The 15,375-nt window shown below is 72.2% G+C and carries 18 protein-coding genes; 10 read left to right on the top strand and 8 right to left on the bottom strand.

Annotated features, from left to right (window positions below; translation table 11 throughout):
* Entirely contained in the window at window positions 1–828 is an 828-nt protein-coding gene (locus DFJ66_RS24790; protein WP_121224257.1) for an LLM class F420-dependent oxidoreductase, read from the bottom strand.
* A 107-nt stretch (window positions 829–935) separates the two neighbouring features.
* On the opposite strand from DFJ66_RS24790, the gene DFJ66_RS24785 reads away from it, so the two are divergent.
* A complete protein-coding gene (locus tag DFJ66_RS24785) occupies window positions 936–1,865 on the top strand; it encodes an aldo/keto reductase (protein WP_121224255.1) in 930 nt (309 codons plus the stop codon).
* An 81-nt stretch (window positions 1,866–1,946) separates the two neighbouring features.
* The gene (locus tag DFJ66_RS24780; RefSeq protein WP_121224253.1) at window positions 1,947–2,831 is read left to right on the top strand and encodes an SDR family oxidoreductase; all 885 of its coding nucleotides are present in this window, start codon (window positions 1,947–1,949) and stop codon (window positions 2,829–2,831) included.
* On the opposite strand, the gene DFJ66_RS24775 is transcribed toward DFJ66_RS24780, so the two are convergent.
* Window positions 2,828–3,112, bottom strand: a complete 285-nt coding sequence (locus DFJ66_RS24775) for a YciI family protein (protein WP_121224251.1) — start codon at window positions 3,110–3,112, stop codon at window positions 2,828–2,830. The two genes, DFJ66_RS24780 and DFJ66_RS24775, sit on opposite strands and share 4 nt — an antisense overlap.
* Window positions 3,113–3,180: 68 nt before the next feature.
* Here DFJ66_RS24775 and DFJ66_RS24770 point away from each other — a divergent pair, with 68 nt between their 5' ends.
* From DFJ66_RS24770 to DFJ66_RS24750, 5 genes are all read left to right on the top strand, one after another.
* Window positions 3,181–3,759, top strand: coding sequence for a SigE family RNA polymerase sigma factor (locus DFJ66_RS24770; protein WP_121224249.1), 579 nt, complete (start codon window positions 3,181–3,183; stop codon window positions 3,757–3,759).
* A 194-nt stretch (window positions 3,760–3,953) separates the two neighbouring features.
* Window positions 3,954–4,847 (top strand): ROK family protein, encoded by an 894-nt coding sequence (locus DFJ66_RS24765; RefSeq protein WP_121224247.1) that lies wholly within the window; start codon window positions 3,954–3,956, stop codon window positions 4,845–4,847.
* Window positions 4,844–5,995, top strand: a complete 1,152-nt coding sequence (gene nagA / locus DFJ66_RS24760) for an N-acetylglucosamine-6-phosphate deacetylase (RefSeq protein ID WP_121224245.1) — start codon at window positions 4,844–4,846, stop codon at window positions 5,993–5,995. The genes DFJ66_RS24765 and nagA overlap by 4 nt, the downstream gene beginning before the upstream one ends.
* A gap of 18 nt (window positions 5,996–6,013) precedes the next feature.
* Window positions 6,014–6,202, top strand: coding sequence for a hypothetical protein (locus DFJ66_RS24755; protein ID WP_121224243.1), 189 nt, complete (start codon window positions 6,014–6,016; stop codon window positions 6,200–6,202).
* Window positions 6,203–6,211: 9 nt separating this feature from the next.
* Window positions 6,212–6,955 (top strand): DedA family protein, encoded by a 744-nt coding sequence (locus tag DFJ66_RS24750; protein ID WP_211351306.1) that lies wholly within the window; start codon window positions 6,212–6,214, stop codon window positions 6,953–6,955.
* A gap of 19 nt (window positions 6,956–6,974) precedes the next feature.
* Here DFJ66_RS24750 and DFJ66_RS24745 read toward each other — a convergent pair whose 3' ends face one another.
* The gene (locus DFJ66_RS24745; RefSeq protein ID WP_121224241.1) at window positions 6,975–8,345 is read right to left on the bottom strand and encodes an FAD-binding oxidoreductase; all 1,371 of its coding nucleotides are present in this window, start codon (window positions 8,343–8,345) and stop codon (window positions 6,975–6,977) included.
* Window positions 8,346–8,447: 102 nt separating this feature from the next.
* On the opposite strand from DFJ66_RS24745, the gene DFJ66_RS24740 reads away from it, so the two are divergent.
* Window positions 8,448–9,113, top strand: coding sequence for a DedA family protein (locus tag DFJ66_RS24740; protein WP_121224239.1), 666 nt, complete (start codon window positions 8,448–8,450; stop codon window positions 9,111–9,113).
* Window positions 9,114–9,132: 19 nt separating this feature from the next.
* Here the strand turns inward: DFJ66_RS24740 and DFJ66_RS24735 are convergent, their stop codons facing one another.
* Window positions 9,133–9,753 carry a nucleoside/nucleotide kinase family protein gene (locus DFJ66_RS24735; protein ID WP_121231692.1) on the bottom strand — a complete coding sequence of 207 codons (621 nt, stop codon included), beginning with the start codon at window positions 9,751–9,753 and terminating at the stop codon, window positions 9,133–9,135.
* Window positions 9,750–10,574, bottom strand: coding sequence for a PfkB family carbohydrate kinase (locus DFJ66_RS24730; RefSeq protein WP_121231694.1), 825 nt, complete (start codon window positions 10,572–10,574; stop codon window positions 9,750–9,752). The genes DFJ66_RS24735 and DFJ66_RS24730 overlap by 4 nt, the downstream gene beginning before the upstream one ends.
* A 67-nt stretch (window positions 10,575–10,641) precedes the next feature.
* Between DFJ66_RS24730 and DFJ66_RS24725 the strand changes: the two genes are divergently transcribed.
* Complete coding sequence (locus tag DFJ66_RS24725) at window positions 10,642–11,598, top strand: LacI family DNA-binding transcriptional regulator (RefSeq protein ID WP_121224237.1); 957 nt, start codon at window positions 10,642–10,644, stop codon at window positions 11,596–11,598.
* Window positions 11,599–11,695: 97 nt separating this feature from the next.
* Window positions 11,696–12,466 carry a sugar phosphate isomerase/epimerase family protein gene (locus DFJ66_RS24720; RefSeq protein ID WP_121224235.1) on the top strand — a complete coding sequence of 257 codons (771 nt, stop codon included), beginning with the start codon at window positions 11,696–11,698 and terminating at the stop codon, window positions 12,464–12,466.
* Here DFJ66_RS24720 and DFJ66_RS24715 read toward each other — a convergent pair.
* From DFJ66_RS24715 to DFJ66_RS24705, 3 genes are all read right to left on the bottom strand, one after another.
* Window positions 12,447–13,517, bottom strand: a complete 1,071-nt coding sequence (locus tag DFJ66_RS24715) for a glycoside hydrolase family 76 protein (protein WP_121224233.1) — start codon at window positions 13,515–13,517, stop codon at window positions 12,447–12,449. The two genes, DFJ66_RS24720 and DFJ66_RS24715, sit on opposite strands and share 20 nt — an antisense overlap.
* Window positions 13,518–13,542: 25 nt before the next feature.
* On the bottom strand, window positions 13,543–14,229 hold the full coding sequence (locus tag DFJ66_RS24710) for a TrmH family RNA methyltransferase (RefSeq protein ID WP_121224231.1): 687 nt from the start codon (window positions 14,227–14,229) through the stop codon (window positions 13,543–13,545).
* Between the two features lie 118 nt (window positions 14,230–14,347).
* Complete coding sequence (locus DFJ66_RS24705; RefSeq protein ID WP_121224229.1) at window positions 14,348–15,136, bottom strand: hypothetical protein; 789 nt, start codon at window positions 15,134–15,136, stop codon at window positions 14,348–14,350.
* Window positions 15,137–15,375: the final 239 nt, after the last annotated feature.

Genomic DNA, 15,375 nt, shown 5'->3' with positions numbered 1-15,375 from the left:
TCACTCGGCCAGCGCGGCGGCGAGGTCGGTGAAGGCCGGGGAGGTGTCCTTGTTCCGGCCCAGCAGCTGGACCGAGACGTGGTCCGCGCCGGCGTCGAGGTGGGCGCGGAGGCGGGTGGCGACGCGGTCGGTCGGGCCCCAGGCCACGAGGGCGTCTACCAGCCTGTCGCTGCCGCCGTCGTGGAGGTCGTCCTCGGTGAAGCCGTTGCGGAGCCAGTTGTTGGTGTAGTTCTCCAGCTTCAGGTACAGGGCGAGGCCGCGGCGGGCCTCCTCGCGCGCCTTGGTCGGGTCCTCCTCCAGGACGACGTGCTGCTCGGGGGCCAGCACGGTGCCCTGGCCGATGGTCTCGCGGGCCTGCGCGATGTACTCCGGGGTGACCAGGTACGGGTGGGCGACGCTGGTCCGGGCGGCGGCCAGGCGCAGGACTCGGGGGCCGAGGGCGGCCAGCGCCAGGCGGTCGCGGGGGACGTCGAGCTCGTCGAGGTAGTGGACCAGCTTCTGGTACGGGCTGTGGTACACCTCACCGTTCTGCTCCCGGTGCCCGACGCCCACGCCGACCAGGAAGCGGTCGGTCCAGGCCAGGTCGCGGTAGCTCGTGTTGACCACGTCCGCCGAGGTCGTCCAGACGTTGAGGATGCCGGTGGCGACGACGAGCCGACCGGTCGCGCCGAGCAGTTCCTCCACGAGCTTCAGCACGCCGCCGTCGGGCGCCCCACCCAGCCACAACGTGCCGAACCCCAGTTCTTCGAGCCGGGCGGCGGCCTCGGCGCGGCCCTCCCAGCCGGTGTAGTGGCTCCAGACCCCGTAGCGCCCCAGCTCCACCGTCATTTCGACTCCTCTCGAAGATTCCGACCAGGGACAACCACCCCGTCCCACGATTTAGTCCTCGCTGTGAGATTCGGCGCGGATCAAGGCGGACCAGCTAGGTTCGCGCTATGACGAACTTGGGAACCAGCGACCTCGACGTGTCCCGCCTCGCCCTCGGCGGCAACGTGTTCGGGTGGACCGCGGACGAGGAGGCGTCCTTCGCGGTGCTCGACGCCTACACGGCGGCCGGCGGCAACTTCGTGGACACCGCGGACGTGTACTCGGCCTGGGCGCCGGGCCACTCCGGTGGCGAGTCGGAGACGGTCGTCGGTCGGTGGCTGAAGGCGCGCGGCAACCGCGACGCCGTGGTCGTGGCGACGAAGGTCGGCATGCTGACCGGCTTGGACAACCTGAAGGCCGACACCATCAAGACCGCGGCGGAGGCGTCGCTGCGCCGGCTCGGCGTCGACCACATCGACCTCTACTACGCCCACCAGGACGACCTGGAGACCCCGCAGGAGGAGACGCTCGCCGCGTTCGACGAGCTCGTCCGCGCCGGCAAGGTCCGGTACATCGCGGCGTCGAACTTCACCGCCGAGCGGCTGACCTCGGCGGTGGCGGTGTCCGAGCGTGAGGGCCTGGCCCGGTACGTGGCGCTGCAGCAGCACTACAACCTGGTCGAACGGTCCTACGAGGGCGAGCTGTCGGCGGCCGTCGAGGCGGCGGGCCTGTCCACGGCGCCGTACTGGGGCCTGGCGAAGGGCTTCCTGACCGGCAAGTACCGGCCGGGCGTCGAGGTGGACAGCGTCCGCGCCGCCGCCGCGTCGAAGTACCTGGACGAGCGCGGCCTGCGCGTCCTGTCCGCGCTGGACGAGGTGGCGGCGGCCCACGACACGACCGTGGCGGCGGTGGCCCTGGCCTGGCTGGCGGCGCAGCCCACGGTGACCGCGCCGATCGCCAGCGCGCGGACCGTCGACCAGCTCACCGACCTCCTGCCGGCCCTGGAGCTGGAGCTGAAGGCGGACGAGGTCGACCGCCTGAGCGCGGCGAGCGCCTGAAATCGAGTTAACTCTCCAGTAGCTTACTGGCGGTAAGTTGCGTTACGGTGACCTCCGGAGAACCCGTTCGAGGAGGTCACCGTGGACGTTGCGGGCAAGGTTGTCCTGATCACCGGCGCGGCTCGGGGCATCGGCGCGGAGGTGGCCCGGCGGCTCGCCGCCAAGGGCGCCCGGGTCGCGCTGGTCGGCCTGGAGGGCGACCAGCTCCGCCAGGTCGCCGAGCAGTGCGGCGGCCGGGCGTGGGAGGCCGACGTCACCGACTGGGAGGCCCTGGAGACCGCCGTCGCCGGCGTGGTCGAGCACTTCGGCGGCATCGACGTGGTCGTGGCCAACGCCGGTATCGCCGCCACCGGGTTCATCCGGTCCATGGACCCCGCCGCGTTCGAGCGCGTGATCGAGGTCAACCTGCTGGGCGTCTGGCGCACGGTCCGCACGGCCCTGCCGCACCTGATCGCCAGCCGTGGCTACTGCCTGGTGGTGTCCTCGCTCGCCGCGATCGTCCACATCCCCGGCAACGCGGCCTACTCCGCCGCCAAGGCCGGCTGCGAGGCCTTCGCCGACAGCCTCCGCGCCGAGGTCCGCCACCTGGGCGTGGACGTCGGTGTCGCCTACTTCTCGTGGATCGCCACCGACATGGTCAACAGCGCCGACCAGCACCCGGTGTTCGGCCCGATGCGCAGTGGCATGCCGGGCCTGGCGGGCAAGAAGTACCCGGTCTCCGACGTGGGCAAGGCGGTGGTGCGGGGCATCGAGAAGCGCGCCAAGGCGGTCCACGTCCCCGGCTGGGTCGGCGGCCTGAAGATCTTCCGGGCGTTCACCCCGAAGGTGGTGGACCAGCAGGCCGCGCGCCAGGTGCCCGCCGCCGACCGGGAGATGGCCGCGAAGGACCTGTCCGGCCTGGTCGGACCCGGTGGTCAGGCGGCGGGCACGCGCAAGCAGGCCCAGGGCACCCGGAAGAAGCGCTAGTCGTTCAGCCAGGTGCCCATCAACGGCAGCCACTCGTGCACGCGCGTCTCGGCGACCACGCCGGCGGGCGTGTACGGGTCGGCCGCCAGCACCGCCTTCAGCTCGGCCTCGTCCTCGACCTCGTAGACCAGGATCGCGCCGGACTGGTCCGCGTAGGGTCCCGAGACCAGCAGCTTGCCCTGCTCGACCAGCGTGCCCAGGTACTCCCGGTGCGCCGGGCGCACGGCCAGCCGCGCTTCCTGGTCGTCCCCGAACACCAACTCGACCGCGAACCGGGCCACCGCGCACCTCCACGAAGAACGTCAACGCCGGCACCGAAGCTACCCCCGAACCGGGTACCGTCTTTTCCGTGGTCGGTTCGGAACACAACAACGGCGGCATCGTGCGCGTGCAGGACACGCTGACGAACCTGCGCATCCAGGACGGCGTCGCGCCCGCGCCGACCGGTCCCCTCACGCTGGAGGACCTGTACCGGCAGCACCGGATGCGGCTGGTCCGCTTGGCCCTGCTGCTGGTCGACGAGCCGTCCACCGCCGAGGACGTGGTGCAGGAGGCGTTCACCGGGCTGCACCGCAACTGGTCCCGGCTGCGGGACGCGCAGGCCGCCGTCGGCTACCTGCGGACCGCCGTGGTGAACGGCTCGCGCAGCGTCCTGCGCCGCCGCAAGACCGCTCGCGACTACACCCCGCCGCACGTGGCCAACGCCCGGTCGGCGGAGAGCCTGGCCATGCTGACCGCCGAGCACCAGGCCGTGGTGAAGGCGCTTTCCCAGCTGCCGCCGCGCCAGCGCGAGGTGCTCGTCCTGCGGTACTACGGCGACCTGTCGGAGGCCGAGATCGCCGAGGCCACCGGCATCTCGAAGGGCACCGTGAAGAGCACGGCGAGCCGCGCGCTGGACGCCCTCCAGAAGATCATGGGCACCGCCTGACCTTGCGCCGCCCGGCACACCCCCGTGCCGCGCGGGCAAGCTGGAAAGCGCTTACCAACGGCCGTCCCGCACCGTGGGAGCAGTCGGGTGCTCAACGCGTCCGGATGTGTACCGGGAGGGGGAATCGGGCACTTGGTATAGACCAATGGCGGCTCGATGCCGCACTATCGGTCCTCGTGGCACGCACAAGACACGTGATAGCCGTCGACGTCGGCGGCACCGAGACCAAGGCCGCCCTGGTGGCGGGCACCGGCGCCGACGTGCGCGCGGTGCGGCAGCGGCGGCGGGCGACCACCCGGGACGCCGAGGCCGTGGTCGACGATGTGGCCGCGTTGGTGGAGGAACTGCGTGCCGGCACCGCGGACGTCGAGGCCGTCGGCCTCGTCGTGCCCGGCGTCGTCGACGAGAAGAACGGCATCGGGGTCTACTCCGCGAACCTCGGCTGGCAGGACTACCCGTTCGTCAAGCAGGTCGAGGCCCGCACCGGCCTGCGCACCGCGTTCGGGCACGACGTGCGCGCGGGAGGGCTCGCCGAACTCCGCATCGGCAACGCCCGCGGCCTGCGCGACGCCGTGATCATGCCCATCGGCACCGGCATCGCCGCCGCGCTCGTGCTGGACGGCCGGGTCTACCGGGGCGACGGCAGCGTCGGCGAGGTCGGCCACGTCGACGTCGGCCACGGCGACCCGTGCGGGTGCGGCCAGACCGGCTGCGTCGAGGCCCGCGCCTCCTCCGCCGCGATCGCCCGCCGGTACACCGAGCGCTCCGGCCGGCCGGTCACCGGCGCCGCCGACGTGGCGGCACTGGTCCGAGCGGGCGAGGAGGACGCGGTAGCCGTGTGGCACGAGGCGGTGGACGCCCTGGCACGGGGCATCCTGCTGGTGGCGGCACTGCTGGGTCCCGAGGCGGTGGTCCTGGGCGGTGGTCTCGCGCTCGCGGGGCCGCTGCTGGTGGACCCGCTGCGGGACCGGCTGGACGGCTTGATCACCTTCCAGCGGCGTCCGGAACTGCGGCTGGCGGCGCTGGGTGACGAGGCGGGGTGCCTCGGGGCGGCGCTGCTGGCCATCGACATGCTGGAGGAGACATGAGCACGTGGGGTGGACCGGTGGACGTGACCCTGACCGGTGGTCGGGTCGTCACGCCCGACGGGGTGCTCGACCGGGGTTGGGTCGCGGTGCGCGACGGCCGGATCGCCGCCGTCGGTGACGGCGCCGTGCCGGACGGGCCGACCACGGACCTGGGCGGCGGCTGGCTGGTGCCAGGGTTCGTGGACATCCACTGCCACGGCGGTGGGGGCGAGGCGTTCACCAGCGCCGACCCGGAACGGGTGCGCAAGGCCGCCGCCGCGCACCGCAGGCACGGCACCACGACCATGCTGGCCAGCCTGGTGTCCCGGCCGATCCCGGAGCTCGCCGACCAGGTCAAGGCGCTGGCCGAGCTGGTGGACGACGGCGTCGTGGCCGGCATCCACCTCGAAGGCCCGTTCCTGTCCGCCGCCCGCTGCGGCGCGCACGACCCCGCCATCCTGTGCCCGCCGGACGCCGCCTCCGTGGACGCGCTGCTCAAGGCCGGTCGCGGCACCGTCCGCATGGTGACCGTGGCCCCCGAGCTGGAGCACGGCGTCGACGCGGTCCGCCGCCTCGTCGACCACGGCGTGCTCGCCGCCATCGGGCACACCGACGCGACCGAAGCCCAGATCCGGCCCGCCGTGGAGGCCGGAGCGAGCGTCGCGACCCACCTGTTCAACGGCATGCGCCCGCTGCACCACCGCGAACCCGGCCCGATCGGGGCGCTGCTGGACGACGAGCGGGTGACCGTGGAGCTGATCTGCGACCTGGTGCACCTGCACCCGACCGCCGTCCGGCTGGCCGCGCGGCACGCCGGGGTCGGGCGGACGGTGCTGGTCACGGACGCCATCGCGGCGGCCGGCGTGGGCGACGGCGTGTACGACGTGGGCGGGCTGGAGGTCCGGGTCGTGGACGGCGTGCCGACGCTCGCGGGCGGTGCCTCGCTGGCGGGCAGCACGCTGACGATGGACGCGGCGTTCCGCAACGCCGTGCAGTCGTGCGGGCTGACCGTGCCGGAGGCCGTCCACGCGACCGCCACCCGCCCGGCGCAGCTGCTGGGCATCGAGGCCGGAGAGGTCCGCGCGGGCCTCGCGGCCGACCTGGTCGTGCTCGACGCGGAGTTCCGCCCGCGCGAGGTCATGGCCCGGGGCGAGTGGGTCAAGGACTGAAGCGGCGATACTGGTCCCATGCCCGACGAGCACGAACGCTTGGTGGTCGACGCCCTCCGGGCGCAGGTCGCCGGCACCGGGAGCAGCCTCCCCACCCCGTCGCCCGGCCCGGCGCGTCCGGCCCTGGGCGCGGGGTGGGTGCTGCTGCTCGCCGTGCTCCTGGGCCTGGCGGCCGGCACGGTCGTGGCGGTAATCACGCTGCGTTGAGCCTGTACCGTGGTCCGCGTGACGGTCGCGCTCACCACCACCACGCTCGCCCTCGGCCCCGACTGGCTGAAGCCGGAGGTCCTGCTCCAGGGGCTCGGGCCGTACATGCTGGTCGGGCTGTGCTTCATCATCTTCGCCGAGTGCGGCCTGCTGGTCGGGTTCTTCCTGCCCGGCGACTCGCTGCTGTTCACCGCGGGCCTGTTCGTCGCGACCGGCGTGATGGACTACCCGCTGTGGCTGGTGTGCCTGCTGCTGACGGTGTGCGCGATGCTCGGCAACGTCGTGGGCTACGGCATCGGCTACCGCGCGGGACCGGCGCTGTTCAACAAGCCGGAGTCGAAGATCTTCAAGAAGGAGTACGTCGACAAGACGCACGAGTTCTTCGAGAAGTACGGGGCGCGCGCGATCGTCCTGGCGAGGTTCGTGCCGATCGTCCGCACCTTCATCACCGCGATGGCCGGCGTGGGCCGCATGGACGCGCGGAAGTACTTCACGTACTCGTTCATCGGCGGCGTGGCGTGGGCGGCGGGCCTGACGGTCCTGGGGTACTTCCTCGGGCAGATCGAGTTCGTGCGCAACAACCTCGAGATGATCCTGATCCTGATCGTCTTCATCTCGATCATCCCGATCGTCATCGAGGTCATCAAGGCCCGCCGCGAGAAGAAGTCCCTGCCGGCGCAGGAAGCGGACGACATCACCCAGCAGTTCGACCGCACCGACGACGCCACCCAGCAGTTCAAGCGCATCGACTGAGCCCGCCGGTTCGGCGCGGCTAGCTGAACATCGAGCCCGGGTTGAACAGGTTCTCCGGGTCCAGCGCGCGTTTGATCTCGCGGTGGACCCGCAGGCCGACCGGGCCGATCTCCTTCGCCAGCCACTCGCGCTTGATCTTGCCGATGCCGTGCTCGCCGGTCACCGTGCCGCCCAGCGCGAGCCCGACCGCCAGGATCTCGTCGAACGCCCGCCTGGCCCGCGCGAACTCGTCCTCGGACGTGGGGTCGTAGACGATCGTCGGGTGCATGTTGCCGTCGCCGGCGTGGCCGACGACGGCGATCCGCAGGCCCAGGTCCGCGCCGATCCGCTCGCAGCCGGCGATCAGGTCGGCGATCCTGGTGCGCGGCACGCAGACGTCGTCGGTCAGCCACGCGCCGTAGACCTCCAGCGCGTTCAGGACGGCGCGGCGGGCGGCGAGGAGGTCGCGGCCCTCCGAGAGGTCGTCGGTGGTGTAGGTGAGGTCCGCGCCGGAGTCCCGGCACACCTGCTCGATGACGGCCAGGTCCCGCCGGGCCGCCTCGCCGCCCGCGTCGGACTGGCAGATGAGCAGGGCTTCGTCGGCGTTCAGGTCGGTCTTCAGGTACTGCTCGACGGCCCGGATGGACGTCCGGTCCATGATCTCCATCAGCGACGGCACGACGCCCTCCCGCACCACGCGGGCCACGGCGACGCCCGCGTCGGCGGTGCGGCTGAACGTCGCCACCAGGGTGGCTGGGGCCTGCGGCAGCGGGCGCAGGGCGAGGGTGGCCCTGGTGATGACGCCGAGCGTGCCCTCGCTGCCGACGAACAGCTTGGTCAGGTCGTACCCGGCGACGCCCTTCACGGTGCGGCGGCCGGTCTTGAGCAGTTCGCCGTCGGCCAGGACCACCTCCAGCCCGAGGACGGAGTCCGTGGTCACGCCGTACTTCACGCAGCACAGCCCGCCCGCGTTGGTGGACAGGTTGCCGCCGATCGTGCACCAGTCGTAGCTGGACGGGTCCGGCGGGTAGAACAGCCCGTGCTTCTCCACCGCGCCGCGCAGGTCGAGGTTGACCACCCCGGGCTCGACGACGGCCAGCCGGTTGTCCGGGTCGATCTCGACGATCCGGTTCATCCGCGTGGTGACCAGCACCACACACCCCTCCACGGCGTTCGCGGCGCCCGACAGCCCGCTGCCCGCGCCGCGCGGCACGATCGGCGTCCGGTGCGCGGCGCACGCCCGGACCACCTCCTGCACCTGGCCGGCGTCGCTCGGCAGCACCACAGCCAGCGGCCGGCCGTGCGGGGCCAGCGGCATCATGTCGCGCCGGTAGGCGGACGTGACGTCCGGATCGGTCAGCACGGCATCCGGGCCGACCGCGGCGCGCAGGCGTGTGAGCAGGGCGTCCATGCCCCCAAGCTAGCGCCGTTCGACCCGTTCGACCCGAACCCTTCAACACCAGTTCGCCGGGAGTCGCCCTGTCGGGTCGGCAGCGCCACGTACGCTGGCCCCGTGGTGTTGTCCGCAACGTCCGAAGCAGTCGGGTTCGCCCAGTTGGAGACCGCAGGCCCCGTGGCCGTGTGGCTCATCACGCTGAGCTTCGTCTTCTTCGAGTGCGCGTTCATCTTCGGCCTGTTCCTGCCCGGCGACTCGCTGCTGTTCGCGGCCGGCGTGGTGCTCGCGCAGCACGACGGCGAGATCAGCGCGTGGCTGCTGTCGCTGGCCGCGATGGTGGTCGCCGTGGTCGGCAACCAGATCGGCTATTACATCGGCCGGCACACGGGCACGCGCCTGCTGGCCCGCCGCGGCGGCCGGGTCCTGAACAAGGAGAACCTGGCCAAGGCCCGCGACTTCCTGGACCGGCGCGGCTTCTGGGCGATCGTGCTGGCCCGCTGGATCCCGTGGGTGCGCACCCTGGCCCCGATGGTCGCCGGTGCGGCGCGCATGGACCCGAAGCGGTTCATGCTGGCCACCACCATCGGCGCGCTGGCCTGGGTGCCGACCCTGGTCCTGGCCGGCTACTACGGCGCGGGCCTGCTCACCGCGATCCCGTGGCTCCAGACGGCGGCCGTGATCGTGAGCGTGGCCTTCTTCGTCTTCGGCACCGCCTACGGCCTGTTCCGGTACCGGCAGGAGATGCGCAAGCCGGTCGAGGAAGAGGTCAGCGCCCAGCAGTAGTCCGGCCGGCGGCAGTGCGTCAGAGGACCTCGGCGATCAGCAGGTCGGCGGCCGACTTCGAGGCGTTGACCATCAGGGCGTTGACGTGGTCGGTGCCGTTGAGCACGCGTTCCCGGGCGTCCTCCACCGACCGCCCGTACCGGACGTGGCGGTCGATCAGGCGGGCCACCCGCAGGTCCTCGTCGATCATCAGGAACCACGCCTCGTCCAGCACCACCCGCACGCGCTTCCACTTGTCGTACTGCATGAGCAGGTAGTTGCCCTCGGTCACCACCAGGGGCACCTCCGGCGGCACCGGCACCGCGCACGCCACCGGCTCCTCGATCTCGCGCCGGAACTCCGGGGCGTAGACGACGTCCGGCCCGCACGCCTTGAGCCGGCCCAGCAGGTCGACGTAGCCGGGGATGTCGAAGGTGTCCGGGGCGCCCTTCCGGTCGGCGATGCCGAGCCGGTCCAGCTCCTTCTGGGCCAGGTGGAAGCCGTCCATCTCCACCAGGGCCGCCGCGGGGCCCAGGGCGTCCACCAGGCGGCGGGCCAGCGTGGACTTGCCCGAGCCGGGGGCGCCGCCGATGCCCAGCAGCCGCCGCTCGCCCGGTTCCGCCAGCCGCCGCGCCCGCTCGACCAGGTCGTCGAACCTCACCCGCTGTCCCGCCACCGCTCCAGCTCCTCAACCCAGTCCCACGCGGTGTTGCGCACGCGCACCGCCGCGACCGCGTTCGCCCACCGCACGGCGTCCTCCACCGGGCGCTGCTGGGCCACCGCGACCGCCAACGCACCGTGCCACACGTCGCCGGCGCCGTTGGTGTCGCGCACGGGCACGGCGGGCACCGGCACCGCACCGGTCGCACCGTCCCGGGACCAGGTGACCGGTTCGGGACCGCGGGTGCGGATCACCAGCGGCACGCCGCGGGCGTGCACCTCGCGCTCGGGCAGCTCGAAAGCGGCCGAGCACGCGGCGACGTCGACGAGGGGCAGCAGGTCGTCGAGCACAGGTTTCCAGCTCCCCGCGTCCAACACCACAGGCACACCCTCACGTTTCGCCAGGTGGGCCACTGCCAGCGCCGCCGGACCGAGGTGACCGTCCACCAGCACCACGTCGCAGCCGGCCAGGTCCACTTCGGCCTCCAGCGCGAACCCGGAGGCGTTGCGCGACACGACGGTCCGCTCGCCGTCCCGTTCCCGCACGGCAACCATGCTCAGCGCCGGACCGCCCGGCCCCACGGAACGCACGTCGACCCCGCCGAGCATCCCGCGCACCAACGGCCCCAGCTCGCCGTCCAGCGAGGTCAGCAGCACGGCCCGGTGGCCTAGCGCCGCCACGGTCCGCGCCGCGTTCGCCGCCGGACCGCCGGGCGCCAGGTGCACCCCGAGGGACTGCACCTTCTCGCCCGCCGCGGGGAACTCCGCGACCAGCTGAGACACGTCCAGGGTCGTCAGCCCGACACACAGGACGGCTGCCACGACGTGCACCTCCGAGCCGGTATCGTCCCCCGCAATCGCTTGCGCACGGCCGAACGGGGACGGGTACATGGTCACCATGAAGGAGGTCGCCGCGCTGGCCGGCGTCTCCATCACCACGGTCTCACACGTGATCAACGAGACCAGGCCGGTGGCCGCGAGCACGCGGGAGCGGGTGCTCAAGGCGATCGAGGAGACCGGGTACACCGGGGACGCGATCGCCCGCTCGCTGGTCACCGGCGGCACGAAGTCGCTGGGACTCGCGGTGTCGCTGGTGTCGCACCCGTACTTCGCGGAGCTGATCGCGGCCATCGAGAACGAGGCCACCCAGGCCGGGTACTCCCTGGTGCTGATCGACACCCGCGAGTCGGCCGAGTCGGAGCAGGCGGCGGTGCGGATGCTGCGGTCGCGCCGCGTGGACGGGGTGCTGCTCACGCCCACCTCGGGCTCGGCGGCGCTGCCCGAGCTGCGCCGGCTGGGGGTGCCGACCGTGCTGGTGGACAGGCTGACCCTGGCCCAGGACACCGACCAGGTCGGCCCGGAGAACGTGCAGGCCACCTCCACCCTCGTGCGGCACCTGGCCGACCTCGGCCACCGGCGGATCGGGCTGGTCACCGGGACGCCGGGCGTGCCGACCACGGACGAGCGCGTCCTGGGCTACCGGCTGGGCCTGGGCCGGGCGGGGCTCAAGTGGGACGAGGAGCTGGTGGCGCAGTCGCTGGAACCGCTGCTCGGGCAGGTGTCCGGGCTCGTGGTGAGCGACCACCAGGTGCTGATGGGCGTCCTGGGCGCGGCGCGGGCGCACGGCGTGCGGATCGGGACCGACCTGGCGCTGGTCACCTACGGCGAGGTCGAGTGGGCCGAACTGGTCGACCCGCCGCTGACCACGATGGCGCAGCCGGTGGAGGAGATCGGCCGCACGGCGGTGCGGCTGCTGCTGTCCCGCATCGCCGACCCGGAGCGCGCACCCGAGACGATCCGCCTGGCGCCCGCGCTGAAACACCGCCAATCCTGCGGGTGCCACTAGGTCCGGCCGGCAGTGCGGGTGTCGCCAGCTCCCGCTCGCGCCCGCGCCCGCGCCGAAACGCCGCCACGCGCGCGGGTATCACTAGTAGCGTGGGCGCGTGCTGGTACCCGGCCTGGTTTCGGTGACCTTCCGCGCGCTCCCCGTTCCCGAGGTGGTGGACCTGGCGCGGTCGTGCGGTCTGTGGGCCGTCGAGTGGGGCGGTGACGTGCACGTGCCGCTGCACGACCTGCCGGCCGCGCGGGACGCCCGGGACCGGTGCGCGGACGCCGGGCTGAGCGTGTCGGCGTACGGGTCGTACTACCGGGCGGGCGTGACCGACCTGGACGAGTGGCCGCGGGTGCTGGCGACGGCGGCGGAGCTGGGTGCGCCGCGCGTGCGGGTGTGGGCCGGGGACACCGGTTCGGCGCGGACCACTCCGGAGCAGCGCTTGCGCGTGGTGGACGCGATCCGGGACGCGGCGGTGCGCGCGGAGGACTACGGCATCCGGATCGCCGTGGAGCACCACCGGAACACGTTGACCGACACGCTGGAGTCGGCGACCCGGCTGTACGCCGAGGTCGGGCACGGTTCGGTCGTGCCGTACTGGCAGCCGCGCGGCGGGCAGGACGTGGCGAGCGCGGTGGAGGAGGTGCGGACGCTGCTGCCGCGCCTGACGACCGCGCACGTCTTCTCGTGGGGTCCCGGTGGCGGCACGGACCGGCTTCCCCTTGCGGCGCGGGAAGACCTGTGGCGGCCGGTGCTGGCGGAGTTGGCGCGCGACGGCGTGGACCGGCACGTGCTGCTGGAGTTCGTGGCCGACGACTCGCCCGCGCGCTTCCGGGAGGACGCGGCCGTGCTGCTGGGGTGGATCAGCGCCGTGGCGGCGTGAGGTCGTTGCGCTCCAACAGGGCCGCGGCTTCCAGCGTCATCCAGGCGCCGAGCTGGACGGACAGGTCGCGCTCGGCGCTGGCCCGTTCCGGCTCACCGGCCTGCTCTGTCCACTGCGGACCGAAGAGCGGGCCGCTGACGGCGCTGTTCCGGTTGCCCCACAACGCTTCCGCCGAGGTGAACACCAGGTCCGCCGCCTTGGCCGCCTCGGGCCGGTCGAGCCGCAGCGCGGCCTGGGCGAGGTAGCGGGCCAGGATGCCGGTGAACAGGCCGCCGTCACCGCCGCCGTGGCCGCGCAGGACGCCGTCGTCGGACAGGTGCTTGTCCACGGCCGAGATGATCCGGGCGGCGCGGTCCTTGTACTGCGTGGAGCCGAGTTCGACGCACGCGCCGAGGACCACGCCCTGGCAGTACGTGTAGAGGTTGCGCTCGACCTCGCGGACCGTGCCGTCGGGGTTGACGTGCAGGCCGTCGAAGAACAGGCCCGTTTCCTCGTCCCGCAGCGCGTCCTCGATCCAGTCCACAATGGACCGCGCCCGACCGCCCCGTTCCCCGAGTCGGGCGAAGAAGATGGCGGCAGGACCGTTCGCGGGGACGTTCTTGAAGTCGTCGTTGCGCTTCCACCAGATCCCGCCGCCGCCGTGGTCGCTCCAACCGTCGCGGAGCCGTTGCGCGATGGCGGCGATGGCTTCGGGCTTCTCGACGCCGGCCTGGGCGGCGCGCTGGAGGGCGAGGCCGAGCCAGGCGATGTCGTCGTAGTAGTCGTTGGTCCAGCCGACGAGGTTGCGCACGCGGATGCCGCGGACCAGTCGGCGGATGAGCTTGAGCCGGGCTTCGCGCGGGGAGCGCAGCTGGGCGTCGAGGACGCAGTCGAGCAGGTGCGCCTGCCACCAGTAGCCGAAGCGGACGTGCAGGCGGGCGGCCCAGTCCACCGGCCAGGCGACCGCGCCGAGGGCGGTGCCCGGCAACCCCCAGACGCGCCGCAGGTGCCGGGACTCGACGGCCCGTTCGGCCACGCCCGCGCGGGCGGCGAGGAGCTTCGGCGTCGTCACGGATCAAGCTTCGCGACTTGATCGGTCAAGAAGCGCGGCGGAAGAGCTCCCAGTGGTACAGCGCCATCGCGACGCTGGTGGTCAGGTTGTAGCTGGACACTTTCGGGCGCATCGGCAACGACACGATCCGGTCAGCCCGCACACGCACCGCACCCGACAACCCGTGCCGCTCGGACCCGAACGCGAGGACGGCGTCGTCCGGGATCCGCGCGTCTCGAAGGTCTTCGCCATCCGCGTCAAAGGCGATCACCTCACCTTCGAGCTCTTCCACCCCACCAAGCCGCCCCACCGGCAACGCGAAGTGCAACCCCGCACTCCCACGCAACACGTTCGGGTGCCACGGATCGACGTCCCCGATCGACACGACACCCCCGGCCCCCAACCCTGCCGCCACCCGGATCACCGCACCGAAGTTCCCGAGGTTCCGCGGGTTGTCCAACAAGACGAGCGGCGCACCCCGCTCCCCGAACTCGACCCGCGGCCGTTCGACGATCGCACCCACCCCGGTCGGGTGGCTCTTCCCGATCACCCGGACGAACTCGTCGGCCCCGACCTCAACGGCCCGCTCCCCGAACCACTCCACGAGATCCGGCGCATGCGACCGCGCGAACGCCACCGCCTCACCCCGGTCCAACACGACCACGGTCTCCACCACAGCCCCGAACCGAACCGCGTGCTTGACCGCGTGAAACCCCTCCAGGACCACCTTCACCGCACCATCATGACGAGCCCTGCCCCCCGACCCGGCAGGGCGTGCGCCTACTTGTCGGTGTCACCGCCGCTTCCGGTTTCCCCGCCGCGGTGGACAAGTACAGGTGAGGTCGAATTGATCACCGCGGCAGGGTATCGAGCTTGAGCCCGATGAGGTGGTACGCCGGGACATCTTCCGCCAACAGGGTGATCTCGGGTCGGCCCCACCGATCGAGGACGTGGCTGAGCGCGTAGCCGTCGCCGGCCGACAACCCGACCTTGTCCACGCGGACGTGGTAACCCTCCGGGAACGTGATCACGTACTGCGCCAACGGGATCGGCTCCCCGAACCGCACCAGCATCTCGTCCGGAGCGTGTCCGCGCATCAGGGGCCGGCACTTCGCGGGCCAGAACATGTCCACCACGAGGCTCACCTCCCCGTCGCGCGGCACCGGGTTGTCCAAGTGCACGAAGGTCTTGAGCTTTCGGTCGTCGAGCCAGGACGTGCTCACCTCGAAACGCGTGCCGCCCTCGCCACCCACTTCGACACTGCGCACGTGCACCTGCACCCGCCGCTTGAACCGCTCCGGCCAGTCCCAGTTCACGCGGTCGGTGAAACTGACGAAGTTCAGTTCGTCGCAACGCGCCACAATGGTGAAGGCGATCCGCTGGCGCGCGTCCCCGTTGGCCAGGATGTCGACGTCCTGGCGCCAGTCCTTCACGGCCCATTTCCGACCGTGACGCTTTTCCAGGGTGTCGCAGTGGTGCAGCACCAACCGACTCAACCGCGCGGTGCTCGCGTCCCGTTCGGCTCGACTCGACCGCAGCACCGCGAGGAACCCGGCACCACCCGCGACCACCAGCACGAAGCCCGGGAGTCGCGCCCCTCCGAGAGCCACCGCGAAACCCACCGCCGGCAGCACCGCCACGACTGTTCCCAGCGCACCGGAACCGGCCCGCACACGCACCCGGGACCAGGTCGCCGACAACGGCGACCCGCGCCTTCCCCGGCGCGTGTGCCCACCTACCTCAAGACGTGTCCGAGCCACCCCCATCGCCGCCCCACCCTTCCCCGACCCATAACCGAAGGGTAAGGCACGCGACAGCCCGTGAATGGAAATTCGTACGGTCGGGTAGACCGATTGGTCCGGTCCGGTGATCGGCAAAT

Source organism: Saccharothrix variisporea (assembly GCF_003634995.1).
Classification (GTDB): Bacteria; Actinomycetota; Actinomycetes; order Mycobacteriales; family Pseudonocardiaceae; genus Actinosynnema; species Actinosynnema variisporeum.
The sequence above is the reverse complement of the archived record's forward strand: the minus strand, read 5'-3'. Positions and strand labels throughout refer to the sequence as shown.

Coding starts and splice junctions, on each gene's coding strand:
- DFJ66_RS24745 (WP_121224241.1), bottom strand. CDS start 8,345: ATGGACGCCCTGCTCACACGCCTGCGCGCCGCGGTCGGCCCGGATGCC.
- DFJ66_RS24790 (WP_121224257.1), bottom strand. CDS start 828: ATGACGGTGGAGCTGGGGCGCTACGGGGTCTGGAGCCACTACACCGGC.
- DFJ66_RS24785 (WP_121224255.1), top strand. CDS start 936: ATGACGAACTTGGGAACCAGCGACCTCGACGTGTCCCGCCTCGCCCTC.
- DFJ66_RS24725 (WP_121224237.1), top strand. CDS start 10,642: ATGGTCACCATGAAGGAGGTCGCCGCGCTGGCCGGCGTCTCCATCACC.
- nagA (WP_121224245.1), top strand. CDS start 4,844: ATGAGCACGTGGGGTGGACCGGTGGACGTGACCCTGACCGGTGGTCGG.
- DFJ66_RS24755 (WP_121224243.1), top strand. CDS start 6,014: ATGCCCGACGAGCACGAACGCTTGGTGGTCGACGCCCTCCGGGCGCAG.